General features: G+C 71.6%; 15 protein-coding genes. 5 read left to right on the top strand and 10 right to left on the bottom strand.

Annotated elements, in window-relative coordinates; all coding sequences use genetic code 11:
- The first annotated feature begins 17 nt into the window (after positions 1 to 17).
- Together ABG090_RS00910 and ABG090_RS00905 are read left to right on the top strand one after the other, a co-directional pair.
- A complete protein-coding gene (locus ABG090_RS00910; RefSeq protein ID WP_347755560.1) occupies positions 18 to 617 on the top strand; it encodes an ATP-binding protein in 600 nt (199 codons plus the stop codon).
- A gap of 307 nt (positions 618 to 924) precedes the next feature.
- On the top strand, positions 925 to 1410 hold the full coding sequence (locus ABG090_RS00905; protein WP_347755558.1) for an Hsp20/alpha crystallin family protein: 486 nt from the start codon (positions 925 to 927) through the stop codon (positions 1408 to 1410).
- Positions 1411 to 1515: 105 nt separating this feature from the next.
- Here the strand turns inward: ABG090_RS00905 and ABG090_RS00900 are convergent, their stop codons facing one another.
- The 8 genes from ABG090_RS00900 to ABG090_RS00865 form a co-directional block, all read right to left on the bottom strand.
- On the bottom strand, positions 1516 to 2112 hold the full coding sequence (locus ABG090_RS00900; RefSeq protein WP_347755556.1) for a hypothetical protein: 597 nt from the start codon (positions 2110 to 2112) through the stop codon (positions 1516 to 1518).
- The gene (locus tag ABG090_RS00895; RefSeq protein ID WP_347755555.1) at positions 2109 to 3362 is read right to left on the bottom strand and encodes a hypothetical protein; all 1254 of its coding nucleotides are present in this window, start codon (positions 3360 to 3362) and stop codon (positions 2109 to 2111) included. The genes ABG090_RS00900 and ABG090_RS00895 overlap by 4 nt, the downstream gene beginning before the upstream one ends.
- A gap of 118 nt (positions 3363 to 3480) precedes the next feature.
- Entirely contained in the window at positions 3481 to 3912 is a 432-nt protein-coding gene (locus tag ABG090_RS00890; RefSeq protein ID WP_347755553.1) for a MerR family transcriptional regulator, read from the bottom strand.
- On the bottom strand, positions 3912 to 4871 hold the full coding sequence (locus tag ABG090_RS00885) for a DnaJ C-terminal domain-containing protein (RefSeq protein ID WP_347755551.1): 960 nt from the start codon (positions 4869 to 4871) through the stop codon (positions 3912 to 3914). Before ABG090_RS00885 ends, ABG090_RS00890 begins: the two co-directional genes overlap by 1 nt.
- Positions 4872 to 4918: 47 nt before the next feature.
- Positions 4919 to 5635, bottom strand: a complete 717-nt coding sequence (gene grpE / locus ABG090_RS00880) for a nucleotide exchange factor GrpE (RefSeq protein WP_347755549.1) — start codon at positions 5633 to 5635, stop codon at positions 4919 to 4921.
- 2 nt (positions 5636 to 5637) lie between these two features.
- Complete coding sequence (gene dnaK, locus ABG090_RS00875; RefSeq protein ID WP_347755547.1) at positions 5638 to 7494, bottom strand: molecular chaperone DnaK; 1857 nt, start codon at positions 7492 to 7494, stop codon at positions 5638 to 5640.
- A 280-nt stretch (positions 7495 to 7774) separates the two neighbouring features.
- Positions 7775 to 8926, bottom strand: coding sequence for a cation:proton antiporter (locus tag ABG090_RS00870; protein WP_347755545.1), 1152 nt, complete (start codon positions 8924 to 8926; stop codon positions 7775 to 7777).
- 3 nt (positions 8927 to 8929) lie between these two features.
- Positions 8930 to 9412 (bottom strand): cation:proton antiporter regulatory subunit, encoded by a 483-nt coding sequence (locus ABG090_RS00865; RefSeq protein WP_347755543.1) that lies wholly within the window; start codon positions 9410 to 9412, stop codon positions 8930 to 8932.
- A gap of 90 nt (positions 9413 to 9502) precedes the next feature.
- On the opposite strand from ABG090_RS00865, the gene ABG090_RS00860 reads away from it, so the two are divergent.
- From ABG090_RS00860 to ABG090_RS00850, 3 genes are all read left to right on the top strand, one after another.
- Positions 9503 to 10987, top strand: a complete 1485-nt coding sequence (locus ABG090_RS00860) for an MFS transporter (protein ID WP_347755541.1) — start codon at positions 9503 to 9505, stop codon at positions 10985 to 10987.
- A gap of 337 nt (positions 10988 to 11324) precedes the next feature.
- Positions 11325 to 12263 carry a hypothetical protein gene (locus ABG090_RS00855; protein WP_347755539.1) on the top strand — a complete coding sequence of 313 codons (939 nt, stop codon included), beginning with the start codon at positions 11325 to 11327 and terminating at the stop codon, positions 12261 to 12263.
- Positions 12264 to 12501: 238 nt separating this feature from the next.
- Positions 12502 to 13125, top strand: coding sequence for a hypothetical protein (locus tag ABG090_RS00850; RefSeq protein WP_347755537.1), 624 nt, complete (start codon positions 12502 to 12504; stop codon positions 13123 to 13125).
- A 298-nt stretch (positions 13126 to 13423) separates the two neighbouring features.
- Here ABG090_RS00850 and ABG090_RS00845 read toward each other — a convergent pair whose 3' ends face one another.
- Together ABG090_RS00845 and dcd are read right to left on the bottom strand one after the other, a co-directional pair.
- Positions 13424 to 14323 carry a hypothetical protein gene (locus tag ABG090_RS00845; protein WP_347755535.1) on the bottom strand — a complete coding sequence of 300 codons (900 nt, stop codon included), beginning with the start codon at positions 14321 to 14323 and terminating at the stop codon, positions 13424 to 13426.
- Positions 14323 to 14931 (bottom strand): dCTP deaminase, encoded by a 609-nt coding sequence (gene dcd, locus ABG090_RS00840; protein ID WP_347755533.1) that lies wholly within the window; start codon positions 14929 to 14931, stop codon positions 14323 to 14325. The genes ABG090_RS00845 and dcd overlap by 1 nt, the downstream gene beginning before the upstream one ends.
- Between the last annotated feature and the right edge of the window lie 32 nt (positions 14932 to 14963).

The following is a 14963-nucleotide window of genomic DNA, read 5'->3' as shown; positions in this document are numbered from 1 at the left end:
CCGGCAGAATTGTCCCCATGCCTGCGCCCTCCGAGCCCCTCGCGACGCTCGTCCTCATCGGAGGCGCATCGGGATCCGGCAAGTCGCGCATCGCGAAGCACTCCGGGCTGCCCGTGCTGCGGCTCGATGACTTCTACCGCGAGGGCGACGACCCGGCGCTGCCCCGCCTGGAGTCGGGGGAGGTCGACTGGGATCATCCCGGCAGCTGGCACCGCGACCGCGCCATCCGCGCGCTCGACGAGCTCGCGCGCACCGGCCGCACGACCGCGCCGATCTACGACATCTCGCGCAGCGCATCCGTCGGCGACCACGAGGTGACGCTCGACGGCGCCACCCGATTCGTCGCCGAGGGCATCTTCGTGAGCGAGGTCGTGGCAGAAGCCGATCGCCTCGGCATCCTGCACGACGCCATCGTGGTGCACCGCTCGCGCTGGGCGACGATGGGCCTGCGGTTCGCGCGCGACCTGCGCGAGCACCGCAAGAGTGTCGCGTTCCTCGTCAAGCGCGGCATCATGCTCGCGCAGCGCGAGCCGGTGATCGTGCGGCGGCTCACGGATGCCGGGTGTCGGCCCGTGCGGGTGCGCGCGGCGACGCGGATGCTCGCCCCCGAGCGCTGACGCTGCTGCGAGCGCGAGCGCGCAGCTCGCAGCTCGCAGCCCGCAGTTCGCAGCCCGCAGTTCGCAGCTCGCAGCTCGCAGCTCGCAGCTCGCAGCTCGCAGTTCGCAGAATTGTCATGATCGGCTGCTTCGGCGCCGCGTTGCGCGCCGTTCGTGACACATCTGGCGCGCATCCATGAGCATCTCCGCAGACGACTTTTAGCACTCTCATAGAGAGAGTGCTAACAATGGAGATGGCCCGAGAAGGGCCGCGACAGACACCGGGTCGTCGCGCAGGGCGACGACCTCAGACAAGGAGGAGGTTGTCATGGCGCTGACCTTTGATCCCTTCCGCGAGATGGACCGCATGGCCGCCCGCCTGCTGACGAGCGGCGGCACGCAGCGCTCGGCGAGCTGGATGCCGATGGACCTGTACCGCGCCGACGATCACTACGTGGTGAACGTCGACCTGCCAGGCGTCGACCCCGGCTCGATCGATCTCGACGTCGATGCGAACACGCTCACCATCCAGGCAGAGCGCACGATCGGCGCCGCCGAGGGCGCGCAGTGGCTCGCGCAGGAGCGGCCGGCCGGCCGCTACATCCGCCAGCTCGGGCTGGGGAACGACGTCGACCTGGAGAAGATCCAGGCCAACTACGAGCACGGCGTGCTGATGCTCACGATCCCGATCGCCGAGCGCGCGAAGCCGCGCAAGATCACGATCGAGCACAGCGGTGGGCAGACGGCGATCGACGCCGGAGGCCAGGAGGGCGAGTTCAGCTCGGCGAAGGCCGAGAGCAGCTCATCGGCCTAGCGCTTCGCCGAGCAGCATTCGCGACCGGGCGGCAGCTGCCGCCCGGTCGCACTGCGCGTGCCGCCGGGTCGCAGGTCTCGGTGTGTTGCGGTGCGGTGCGGTGCGCTACACCGGCTCGGAGCCCGCCCGCCGTGCCTCGCGGCGGGCGATCGCGAGCCAGGTGCGAGGGCCCGCGAGCCAGCCGATGAGCGTCGAGATGATGATCGACAGCACCACCCAGATCGACGCGATGATCCAGAAGCCGACGACGCCGGTGAGCAGCACCAGCAGCCCGAGCAGCCAGCTCGACAGCGTCGACAGCACCGCCTGCAGGCCGGTGCCGATCGCCGCACCTTGGAAGGTGACGGCCGTCGCACCGACCACGCCTGCCGCGAGCATCCGCCGCGTGCTCAGCCAGCTGCCGAGCGCGATCGCCCCGACGGCGAGCACGACCAGGCCGAGCACGAGCGGCGTCAGCCAGCCGGGCTGCAGCTGCTCGATCCAATCGACGACGCCCAGCCCCCACTCGACGTCGTCGAACAGGTCGATGATGGCGGCCCGCAGGATCACGAGCACGAGCGCCGCCACCAGCAGACCCCAGAGCAGGCTGGCGCCGGCCGCGACGAACGCGAGGCCGACGGCGCCCGCGGACTGCACCGCTGCCCTCTGCTCCGGACGCAGCGGATCTGGCCGCTCGGGTCGGCGGGTGCGCTTGCGACTCATCGCGGCGCCCGGCCCGGCTCGGCGGCGCCGCCCCCGCGCCTCGACGGCTCGCCGCGCAGCCGCACCCCGGTGAGCTCGGCCTCGTCTGCGGCCCGCGCGGCTGCTTCCGCAGCCTCCGCGATCGCCCGGTAGTCGACGCGTAGACGCGCCTGCGACCAGAAGAGCCAGCCGTACAGCAGGCCGACGCCGCCGGTCAGCACGACCGCGACGGCCAGCTCAACGAACAGCACCTCCCACATCGTGCCGGTGGTGAGCGATGCCTGGTCGTTCGCGAGCACGAGCACGAACCCGCCGATGAGTGCCGCCGGCCAGACCAGCAGCCCGATCAGGCCGGTCGAGGCGGTGGTGCAGAGCCAGGCGAGCCAGGTCGACCGATGTGGCTTGGCAAGACCCGCGGCCCTGCCCCACATCGCCTGCAGCAGCCAGCCGGCCGCCAGGATGCCCCCACCGACCAGCAGCCCGATGAGCGCCGTCGCCCAGACTCGATCGACCATGGTCCAGCGCGCGATGATCGCGGTGAACGAGTCGGCTTCGACGTCGCTCGAGTCGCCCGAGCCGTGCAGCAGGAGCGCAAGGGCGACGATGAGGAAGAAGGCGGCGAGCAGGTGGGTGGCGAGCGCCATCACCGTCTGCCCGAGCCAAGCGCTCAGCAGCGCCGTGCGGCGCTGCGCGCGGGTCCAGGGCACACGCGGGGGTGGTGGCGGCGCCATGGGGGCGTACTGCGGTGCTCGGTGCTGCATCGCGGCGTGCGGCATCGCGGCGTACTGCATCGCGGCGTGCGGCATCGCGGCGTACGGTGCCGCGGCGTACGGCAGCTGCTGCGCGTAGGCGGGGCTCGGCGGCGGAACCTGCCGCACGACCGGCGCACCGCCGAAGGGCATGCCCGCGGTGGGTTTCTGCACCTGCCACTCGGCAGGTACGAAGCGCGTCGGCATCGACTCGGCGACGGCAGGTGCGAAGCCAGGCGGCAGCAGCCGGCCCGGCATGCCCACACCGGGGTTCGCGACCTGCGGCACCGAGGCACCGGCTACCGAGGCGACCCCGAGCCGTGCCCGGCGAGCCTGCTCGCGATCGCGCGCGCGGTTCTCGATCGCGGTCGATGGCACGAGCTCGTCTCGACCGGGTGCGGCCTGCGCCGCGCGCCGCTTCGCTCGGCCGGCGGCCGCCGCCCGCGCACCCGCATCCGCCGGCACGGGGCTGTCAGCACCCGGCGGCGGTGGCGCGCCCGGCACCCCGGCAGTCTCTTCCACGGCCACATTGTGGCACTGCGCCGCGACGTCGCGCGGCGGAAGCCGGCAGCGCTGTGGCCCACGCGCGACGAACACTCATCGCGGTCTGGCAGCCCGCTGCGGCAGTCCGCAGCGGCAGTCAGTGGCGGTGCGGCCGCCAGAGCACCATCTGCCCGGGCTTCGCCGGCCGCACACCGGCGCGCAGCGCGGTGATGCCCGTGTGGCCGACCGCGAACACGCGCCGGCCCGACTGCTGCATCACCGCATCCGCGAGCGCCGCCTCGAGCTCGCGCACGCGCGCACGCAGGTCGCGATTCTCATCGCTCATCTCGAGGATGCGGCGGATGCCCTCGAGCGAGACTCCCTCGCCCGAGAGCAGCTGCACCTGCTTGAGCCGCCCGACGTCGCGCATCGAGTAGCGGCGCGTGTTGCCCGCGGTGCGGGCTGGCTCGACGAGGCCGAGCCGGTCGTACTGGCGGAGGGTCTGGGCGTGCAGGCCCGCGAGCTCGGCGGCCGCCGCGATCGAGAAGATCGGCGACGACTCGTCGAGGCCCTCGGGCACGCCCAGCATCAGGAGGCCTTCGCCTTGGTGAGCAGATCCTCACGCGGCGACTCGGCAGGGCCGGCCTGCACGAACGCCTCGAGGTGGGAGACCTGCTCCTTGGTGAGGTGACCCGGCACCGCCACCTGGATGGTGGCGAGCAGATCGCCCGTGCCCTTCTTGCCGGCGACGCCGCGACCCTTGACGCGCAGCACGCGGCCGGACGGGGTGCCGGGCGCGACCTTGAGCCGCACCGGGCTGCCGCCGAGCGTCGGCACCTCGATCGTCGCGCCGAGCGTGGCCTCCGCGAACGTGACCGGCACGTCGACGCGCAGGTTGAGCCCATCCATCGTGAAGACCGGATGCGGCCGCACCTGCACCGTGAGGATCAGGTCGCCGGGCTCACCGCCGGCGGGCGACGCGTCGCCCTTGCCGGCCAGCTTGATCTTCTGCCCGTCGTGCACCCCCGCGGGGATCTTGACGGTCATCGTCTTGCCGCCGACCGTGAGCTTGAGCGTGTCACCCTGCACCGCCGAGGTGAAGTCGAGTGCCGCACGCGCGCTGATGTCGCGGCCCCTGGGCGGCCGGCGCTGGCCGAAGCCACCACCGAAGCCCGCGCCCCCGCCGCCGAACATGCCGCCCAGCAGATCGTCGAAGTCGCCCTGCGAGTACTGCACGCGCGGGCCGCCGCCGAAGCCGCCGAAGACGTCCTCGAACCCGCCGGAGCCGCCGGGCGCGAAGCGCGGACGGCCGCCAGCCATCGCGCGCACCGCGTCGTACTCCTGACGCTGCTTGGGATCCGCGAGCACCGCATGGGCCTCGGAGATCTCCTTGAAGCGCGCTTCGGCTGCCGCGTCGCCCGGATTGGAGTCCGGGTGGAACTGCCGCGCGAGCTTGCGGTACTGCTTCTTCAGATCGGCTGCCGAGACATCCTTCGCGACGCCCAGCACTGCATAGAAGTCCTTGTCGAACCAGTCATTGCTCGCCATGCGTCACCTCCTCATGTCTCGTGCGGCCGCTCCACATCCTGCCCGGCTCACTCTGCCGGGGCGAACACCGCGACCTTGGCGGCGCGCAGCACTCGCTCGCCCACGCGGTAGCCGGACTGGATCACGTCGGCGACGACCGTCTCGGTCACCTCCGGGTTCGGCAGCTGTGCAACAGCCTCGTGCTTGTCGATGTCGAAGACCTCACCGACCTCACCGAGCCGTTCGACGCCGAGCGCGGCGAAGGAGCCGCGCAGCTTCTCCGCCACGATCGCGAGCGGTCCCTCGGCCAGATCGCCGTGCTTGTCGGCGAGGTCGAGGTCGTCGAGCGCCGGCAGCAGCGACGTGAGGACGGATGCGGTGGTCGCCTCGCGGTCGCCCGCCCGCTCGCGCTCGACGCGGTTGCGGTAGTTGACGTACTCGGCGCGCAGCCGCTGCAGCTCGTCGAGCTGCGCTGCGGACTTCGCCTCGAGCGCCGCGCGCTCGGCGTCGACCGCGGCGGCCTCGCCCTCGAGCAGGGCGCGATCCTCGGCGCTCAGCTCGTCGCCGGCCTCCGGGCTCTCGCCGCTGGCGGCGTCGCCCTCGTCCGTGGCGGGCGCCGGCGCATCCGTCGCCGCCGTCTGGTCCGCGGCGTCGCCGCCGGCCTCGCCCGCCGACGGGGCGGCCCCGGAGCCGGCCTCAGCCGACTCGCGGGGCTCACCCGTCACGGGGTCGATGCGACGCTTGTCATTGACGCGCGGCTCCTCGAACTCCTCGTGATTCGTCATCGCTACTTGCTCTCATCCTCGTCGTCCACGACCTCGGCGTCGACGACGTCGTCGTCAGCGCTCGAGTCGGCCTGCGGCTCCTCGCCGCCCTCGGCGGGCTGCTCGGCCTGGGCCTGCTGGTAGATCGCCTCGCCGAGCTTCGACTGCGACTGCTGCAGCTGCTCGACCGACGACTTCACCGCCTCGTCGTCGTCGCCGGCGAGCGCGGCCTTGACCGCATCCACGTCGGCCTGCACCTCGGACTTGACGTCCTCCGGCAGCTGCTCGCCGTTCTCGGTCAGCACCTTCTCGACCGAGTACACGAGGGTCTCGCCGGTGTTGCGCATCTCTGCGGCCTCGCGGCGGGCGTGGTCGGCGGCCGCGTTCTCCTCGGCCTCCTTCACCATGCGGTCGATGTCCTCCTTGGAGAGGCTCGAGCCGCCGGTGATCGTCATCGACTGCTCCTTGCCGGTGCCCTTGTCCTTCGCGGACACGTGCACGATGCCGTTCGCGTCGATGTCGAAGGTGACCTCGACCTGCGGGATGCCGCGCGGTGCCGGCGCGATGCCGGTGAGCTCGAAGGTGCCGAGCGGCTTGTTGTCGCGCGTGAAGTCACGCTCGCCCTGGAAGACCTGGATGGCGACCGAGGGCTGGTTGTCCTCCGCGGTCGTGAAGGTCTCGGAGCGCTTCGTGGGGATCGCCGTGTTGCGGTCGATGAGCTTCGTCATCATGCCGCCCTTGGTCTCGATGCCGAGCGACAGCGGGGTGACGTCGATGAGCAGCACGTCCTTGCGCTCACCCTTCAGCACGCCGGCCTGCAGCGCGGCGCCGACGGCGACGACCTCATCCGGGTTCACCGACTTGTTCGGCTCCTTGCCGCCGGTGAGCTCCTTGACGAGGTTCGTGACCGAGGGCATGCGGGTCGAACCGCCGACGAGCACGACGTGCGCGATCTCGCCGACCGTGATGCCGGCCTCGCGGATGACGTCCTCGAACGGCTTGCGGGTGCGCTCCAGCAGGTCCTTCGTCATGTTCTCGAACTGGGCACGCGTGAGCGTCTCCTCGAGGTTGGCGGGGCCGTTCTCGGTGAGCGAGAAGTAGGGCAGCTGGATGCTGGTGCTCGACGAGGCCGAGAGCTCCTTCTTGGCCTGCTCGGCTGCCTCCTTCAGGCGGCGCATCGCGATCTTGTCGTTCGAGACGTCGACGCCCGACTGCTCCTTGAAGCGGGTCTTGAGCCACTCGACGATGCGGTCGTCCCAGTCGTCGCCGCCGAGGCGGTTGTCGCCGGCGGTCGAGCGCACCTGGATGGTGGAGAAGTCGTCGTCCTTGCCCACCTCGAGCAGCGAGACGTCGAACGTGCCGCCACCGAGGTCGAAGACGAGGATGAGCTCGTCCTCCTTGCCCTTGTCGAGGCCGTAGGCGAGTGCGGCCGCGGTCGGCTCGTTGATGATGCGGAGCACGTTGAGACCGGAGATCTCGCCGGCCTCCTTCGTGGCCTGGCGCTCGGCGTCGTTGAAGTAGGCCGGCACAGTGATGACCGCGTCCGTGACGGGCTCGCCGAGGTAGGTCTCGGCATCCCGCTTCAGCTTGCCGAGGATGCGCGCCGAGATCTCCTGCGGCGTGAGCTGCTTGCCGTCGACCTCCTGCTTCCAGTCGGTGCCCATGTGGCGCTTCACCGACGAGATGGTGCGCTCGACGTTCGTGACGGCCTGGCGCTTGGCCGGCTCGCCGACGAGCGTCTCGCCGTCCTTGACGAATGCGACGACCGACGGGGTCGTGCGGAAGCCCTCCGCGTTCGCGATGACGGTGGGCTCGCCGCCGTCGAGGAACGCGACGACGGAGTTGGTGGTGCCGAGGTCGATACCGACTGCTCGTGCCATGGTGTTGCCTCCTGTTCGCAGCGGTGCTGCGGTGATGGTGGTGTGCGTCTCTGCCTGATTCCGGCGGAGGAGACCACCGACATCCCCCAACCGCATCCAGTGGATGCGCTGGCGGTGGGCTCGTCCCCCGGAACCGCAGTCGCGACCAGCGCCCGAGCGGACGCCGACTTGAGTCGCGATGGCTCAAGTTTTCCACCTTGAGTCGTGTGGTGTCAAGTTTGGCGGCCATGGGTTTGCCATGGGCCTCAGCCCCGGCGGCGGGGGCGCGCCGTGGCTCGCGCTACGTGCCGACGCGGCGCAGCGACGGCACGATGAAGCGCGCGAGCAGCGGCCCACCGATGGCGGTGATGAGCACGTAGCAGGCGGCGAGCGCACCGATCTCGGGGTACCCGGCGCCCACCGCGAGTGCGGCGATCACGATCGAGAACTCCCCGCGCGGCACGAGCGCGGCGCCCGCACGCAGCCGGCCGCGCCACTGCACGCCGTCGCGACGCGCCGCGATCCAGCCGGTGGCGAGCTTCGTCGCCGTGGTGAGCACCGCCAGCATGAAGGCCGCCGGCAGCACGGGCACGAGCTCGATGGGCACGATCGGCAGCCCGAACGAGAAGAAGAAGATCGCGGCGAACAGATCGCGCAGCGGACTGAGGATGACGCGCGCGCGCACCGCGAGCGACGGCGGCACGGCGATGCCGACGAGGAACGCGCCGACCGCCGCCGATGCGCCGAGCAGCTGCGTGAGCCCCGCGACGAGCAGCATGATGCCGAGCAGACGCAGCAGCACCTGCTCGTCGCTCGGGTGGCTCAGCAGGCGCCCCAGCCGCGCAGAGGCCCTCCGCGAGGCGATCAGGATCGACAGCACGGCGCCGAGCGCGAGCGCGACCGCAGCGAGCGCCTGCCACCACGCTGCTCCGGTCAGCACGGCGATGAGCACGGGCAGGAAGATCGCCATCGCGATGTCTTCGATCACGAGGATCGACAGCACGGCGGGCGTCTCGCGGTTGCCGATGCGGCCCAGGTCGCTCAGCAGCCGCGACACGATGCCCGACGACGAGACCCAGGTGATGCCCGCGAGCGCCAGGCACGCGGGCAGCGGCAGGCCGAGCAGCACGCCCATCAGGTAGCCGGTGCCGGCGTTGAGCACCATGTCGAGCAGTCCCGAGGCGCTGTGGCGCTTGAGCGAGTGCATGAGCTCTTCGGAGGTGAACTCCAAGCCCAGCATCAGCAGCAGCAGCAGCACGCCAATCTCGGCAGCGGGACCGATGAAGGGCTCCGCATGCGAGACGTCGATGAAACCGCCAGCGCCCAGGCCGACGCCGGCGAGCAGCATCAGCGGCACGGGCGAGATGCCGAAGCGGTGCGCGATCAGCCCCAGCAGCGACACCCCGAGCACGACGGCCCCCAGCTCGAGCAGGAGAGGGGCGACGTCGTGCATGAGCTAGGCCGACTGCAGTCTTGCTCGCAGCTGATCGATGCCGGTCGCCGATCCCGTGACCACGAGCACGTCGCCCGCCGCGAGCGGCTGATCCGGGCCGGGTGCGGCGATCACGTCGTCGCCGCGCACGATCGCGACGATCGAGCAGCCCGTGAGCGTGCGCGCCTTGGTGCTGCTGAGCGTCTCGCCGTCGAACGGCGAGCCGGGCTCGATGGCCAGCCGCGCCGAGTCCAGGCCGGGGATCTCGCGGGTCACGTCGAGCATGCCCTCGGCGATCCGCGCGGCGCCCAGCAGCTCTGCCAGCGCATCCACCTCGCGCTCGTTGAGCGACAGCGAGAAGCGCACCTCGTCCGGATCCTCGGCGCCGAGCACGAACACGTCGGCGTGGCCGTCCCTGTGCACGACGAGCGAGAGCGGCACGCCCTTGACCGTCGTCATGTCGTAGCGCATCCCGACCCCGGGGAGCATTGTCTGTGTGATCTCCACGGGGGCATTCTCGCACCGCAGCGTGCCGCCGACGCTTGCCGTTCGCTCGCGTTGCGCCCGGATTTCACTCACGCCCCCTACGCTCAAGCCATGAGCGTCCCTCAGCAGCCGCCTGCCGCCGACGGCACCCCATCGCCCGCAGTCGGCGCGCCCGACGGCCTCGTGCAGCCGTCGCAGATCGGCGTCGAGCCCGTCACGCAGCGCGAGCTGCGGCGCCGCGCCACCGCCTGGGCGATGTGGGATTGGGGCTCGGCCTCGTTCAACGCCGTCGTGACGACCTTCGTGTTCAGCCGGTACATCGCATCCGACCTCTTCGTCGACGCCGAGATCGTGGATGCCGGCGGCGACGGCCTCACGCGTGCACTCGCCGGCAACGCCTCGGTGGTCGCGTGGGCGGTCGCGATCGCGGGGCTGCTCGTCGCGCTGCTCGCGCCCATCATCGGCCAGCGGTCGGATGGCGGCGGTCGCCGCAAGCTGTGGGTCGCGGTGAACACGGGGCTGACGATCGTCGCGATGGTCGGCATGTTCTTCGTCACGCCGGTACCCGAGTACCTCTGGCTGGGCGCGGCGCTGCTGGCCGCCGGCAACCTCTTCTTCGAGTTCGCCTCCGTCAACTACAACGCGATGCTGCACCAGGTCTCCACGAAGGCATCGCTCGGCCGCACCTCCGGCTACGGCTGGGGCATGGGCTACGTGGGTGGCATCGTGCTGCTGGGGCTGCTGCTCGTGCTGTTCATCTTCCCCATCGCCTCCCCCGACGCGGGCGGGGTGCTCGCGGTGCCGAACGGGCTGGCTGGCGGTGCGCTCGACGTGCGCCTGGCGGTGCTGGCTTCCGCCGCGTGGTTCCTGATCTTCGCGCTGCCGCTGCTGCTCAAGGTGCCCGAGCTGCCGCCGACCGGCGCGGTGCCGCCGCGCATCGGCCTGGCCGAGTCGTACCGCATCCTCTTCCGCACCATCGCCCGCATCGGCCGCACGGCGCCGAAGACACTGCTGTTCCTCGCGGCATCCGCCATCTTCCGGGATGGGCTCTCTGGCGTGTTCACCTTCGGCGCCATCATCGCCTCGTCGGTGTTCGGCTTCACCGCGACCGAGGTCATCCTCTTCGCCATCGCCGCGAACGTGACCGCGGGCGCTGGCACCTTCATCGGCGGCTGGGCGGATGACCGCTTCGGGCCGAAGATCGTCATCATCGTCTCGCTCATCGTGCTGTCGCTGTCGGGCCTCGCGGTGCTGTTCGTCGAGGGCAAGTCGATGTTCTGGGTGTTCGGCCTCGCCCTGTCGACGTTCGTCGGGCCGGTGCAGTCGGCGTCGCGCTCGTTCATGGCGCGCATCACGCCGGAGGGCCGCGAGGGCGAGATGTTCGGCCTCTACGCGACGACCGGGCGCGCGGTGTCGTTCCTGGCGCCGACGCTGTTCGGCATCTTCGTCTCGGTGACCGGCGACACCCGCTTCGGCATCCTCGGCATCGTGCTCGTGCTGCTCGCGGGCCTCGCGCTCGTGCTGCCCGTGCACCCGAAGCCGACGGTGATCAGCGACGACCGCACCGGTACCGAAGCGTCGCCTCCCCGTCCCTGACGCGACACTTCGGTACCGCAACCGCCGCGGGCCGCGGGCGACTCCGCGGGCCTGGCGCCGTACCGGTACCGAATCGTCGCGTCCGCATCCCGCGCGCGACACTTTGGTACCGCCCCGCCGCGCGCCGGGGGCGACTCCGCGGGCCTGGCGCCGCACCGGTACCGAATCGTCGCGTCCGCATCCCGCGCGCGACACTTTGGTACCGCAATCGCGCGAGCCGGCGCGCGCGGCGAGGCAAGGCTCCGAGGGGCGACGCGAGGCTCGGCGGGGCGCCTCTCTCCACAGGGCGCGGCGATCGCGCGACGCGCGCCGCTGCCAGCGCCGCACACTGCGCGACATGGTCCGCCACGCTCCGCTGCCCGAACCGCTCGCGAGCGGCCCCTTCTCGGTCGTGCGCGCTCGCGAGGCGGGCGTGACGCCCCGACGCCTCCGCGGCACCGACCTCACCGCGCCGTTCCACGGCGTGCGAGCTGCGTCGCCCGCTGCCGGCGTCCACGAGCTCGCCGAGGCCTACCGACAGCGGATGCGTCCCGGCCACGTGTTCGCAGGCGTGACCGCTGCGCGGCTGTGGGGGCTGCCGGAGACCACCCGATGGCGGCCCGCCGAGCCGCTGGTCATCGGCATCCCCGCCGGGACGACGAGAACGCGCGCCCGCGGGGTGGTCACGCGCGAGTTCGACACCGAGCGGCTAGCGGTGTGCGAGCTCGACGGCCTGCCGATCCTCGATCCGCTGGGCACGGCGATGCTGCTCGCCCGCGAGACGACGAGCGACGACCTCGTGGTGCTCATGGATGCGCTCGTCACGCCGTCGGAGATCTACCGGGGCCTGCGCTTGCCGATGCGGCCGTACTCCAGCATCCCCGCGCTGCATGCGTTCGCGGAGCACTGCCGTGGGCTGCGTGGCGCAGCCGCGCTGCGTGCCGCGCTCGATCGCGTGCGCGCCGGAGCGGATTCGCCCCAGGAGTCGCGCTCGCGGCTTGCGATCGTTGCCGCAGGGCTGCCGGAGGCCGTGGTGCAGTTCGAGGTGTGGCTCGAGGGCATCCTGCAAGCGGTGATCGACCTCGCCTACCCCGAGTGGATGATCGCGATCGAGTACGAGGGCGAGCACCATCTGCTCGACCCGGCGCAGTGGGCGCGGGACATCCGGCGGCAGGAGCTGCTCGAGTCGCTCGGCTGGATCGTCATCCGCGTCACGAAGGCTGACCTGTACGACGGCGCGCGCGGTCTGCTGCGGCGAGTGCGCTCGGCGCTCGCGCGGCGAGGCGTGACCGCGTGAGCGGCGCGCGAACGCCGTCTTCAGCGGTACCAACGTGTCGGCTCCGGCACGCACAGGCGGCCATTCGGTACCGGAGTGTCGGATCCGGCAGGCCCAGGCGGCCGTCCGGTACCGAAGTGTCGGCTCCGGCAGGCGCGAGCGGCCGTCCGGTACCGAAGTGTCGGCTCCGGCAGGCACAGCCGGCAATTCCGTACCGGAGCAGGGCGAAGGCGCCGGCTCGATGCGCGAGCATGGTGCCATGGCTCCCGAGACGAGCGGCATCACCAGCATCGAGCTGCTGCTCGACGACGACGCCGAGGCGCGGATTCGCGCCGAGTGGGAGGCGCTCGCAGCCGCCGGGATGTCGAGCATGGCCGGTCACGAAGCGGCGAGCAATCGACCGCACGTGACGTTGCTCGCGCGGTCGCTGCCGGTGCCGCATCCGCTCCGCGTCGGAGGGGTCAGCCTGCCGCTGCCGATCGTGCTCGGCGCTCCGCTGCTGTTCGGCGAGGGCGATCGACGGGTGCTCGCGCGCTCGGTCGTGCCATCGTCGGGTCTGCTCGGTCTCCAGCGCGCGGTGCTCACCGCGGCTGGAAATGGGGATGGCAGCGGCGGCCCTGACGACGGGCCCGGGCTTGCGCGTGGGGATTGGAGCGCGCACGAGCACGGGCTCGGGCACGGCCACGCAAGCGGGAACGGGAACGACGGCCAGTTCTTCGCGCCGGGACGCTGGACGCCGCACGTGACGCTCGCCCGGCGCATCCGCCTCGTCGACCTGCCGGCCGCGCTCCGGCTGCTCGGGCCGGAGATCGAAGCGCACGGCGTCGCGCTGCGCCGCTGGGATGCGGCGTCGGCCACCGTCTCGAGCGTCGACATCCGCTGACGCGCTCCCCGCGCCGCCCGCGGCACTTGCGGTACCGAACTGTCGGCTACGGCGACCGATCGCGACCGTTCGGTACCGGATCTGCGGTACCGGGCGAGGTTGCGGTACGGAATCGTCGCGCCGGAACGCAAGAGGCGGCACTTCGGTACCGGAAGCGGCGCAGTCGCCGGGTGACGACGGCGAGGGATGGGGCGGGGCCGGGCGAGGGATGGGGCGAGGCCGGGCGAGGGAGGAGGCGGGGCCGGGCAAGGGAAGGAGCGGGGCCGGGCGAGGGGTGGGCGCAGGGGCGCGGCGCGCGTCAGACGATCGGATCGGTGGGGCGCACGCGCTCGGCCTCGATGCCGGGATGACCCAATAGGCGCCCGATCAGGTGGCCGCTGCCGCCGACGTGCGTGATGTCGAGATCCATGTCGGTGGCGACGAACCAGGCGGGGGCTCCGGCGGGCTCGACGGGCCAGAGCGCGTTGGGCGTGCGGCCCTGATACGGCCAGTCCGCGCGCCAGCCCAGGCCCGCTTCGCGCTCCCACGCAGGGTTGCAGAACACCTCGAGCTGCGCGCGGAGCAGCACGTGTCCGCGAGCCTGCTGCGGTCGCGGCAGCCCCAGCACCTGCTGTCGTCGCATCGCGGCGGCGACCTCCGGGTCGACCGCGCTGATGAGCTCCTCGCGATGCCGCCGCTGCGCCGTGCGCTCCAGCTCCTGCCGCTCGGCCGCCGTCATCTGCTCGTCGTCGCTCACCATGAAGAAGAGGCTGGAGCCGGTCGGGTCGAGGCCGCTCCCCTCCCAGACGCCCGCGAGCACCTCGACGTCGCCGTGCTCGTCGCGCAGCACTGCGGCAAGCTCAGCGAGCAGCCCGATCGGGATGTCGCCGAGGTGCGGCGCCAGCACACGTCGGCCGTCGCGCAGCGCGTGCTGGTCGTCGCCGAAGCGCTGCTGCCAGGCGGTCCACCGCTGTCCTCCCGACCGGTCGTCGATGAGCTCGGCGGCGTCGGCCCACGAGATCGCACGCCCGGCGTACTCCGGCACGCTCCACTCGTTCACCTCGCCCGTCGGCGTCTCGAGCGTGGCGGGGTGCAGGATGCGTGCGTAGGCATCGAAGATCGGCGGCACGAGCGTGGCGACCGTGCCGTCCTCGTGCAGCGCCTCCTGCACCCAGCGCGCGCTCGACACATCGGGCTCGACGCGCAGCGGGCCCGCCATTACTCGCTCTCGGCGGCGGGGATGTCGGCGGCAGGAATGGCCGTGCGGTGGAAGTTCTGGAACGAGCGCGACGCCGTCGGCCCGCGCTGGCCCTGGTAGCGGTTGAGATTCGGACCCTGGCCATACGGGTGCTCTGAGGGGCTCGACAGCTGGAAGTAGCAGACCTGCCCGATCTTCATGCCCGGCCACAGCTTGATCGGCAGCGTCGAGACGTTCGAGAGCTCGAGCGTGACGTGACCCGAGAAGCCCGGATCGATGAAGCCGGCCGTCGAGTGCGTGAGGAGGCCGAGGCGCCCCAGCGACGACTTGCCCTCCAGCCGCGCGGCGACGTCGTCGGGCAGCGAGATCCGCTCGTACGTCGCGCCGAGCACGAACTCCCCGGGGTGCAGGATGAACGCCTCATCGTTCGCGACCTCGACCAGCCGCGTCAGCTCGGGCTGATCCTCCGCCGGGTCGATGAACGGGTACTTGTGGTTGTCGAACAGCCGGAACCCGCGGTCAAGGCGCACGTCGACGCTGGAGGGCTGGAGCATCGACAGCTCGAGCGGGTCGAGGCCGAGGGAGCCGGAGTCGAGCCGGGCACGGATGTCGCGATCGCTGAGCAGCACGAGTGCGAGCGTATCGCCCGTCACCTGCCGTC

It is taken from the genome of Agrococcus sp. ProA11 (assembly GCF_039880525.1).
GTDB classification, from domain to species: domain Bacteria; phylum Actinomycetota; class Actinomycetes; order Actinomycetales; family Microbacteriaceae; genus Agrococcus; species Agrococcus chionoecetis.
Note: the sequence above shows the minus strand (reverse complement) of the source record. Positions and strands in the feature narration are given on the sequence as shown.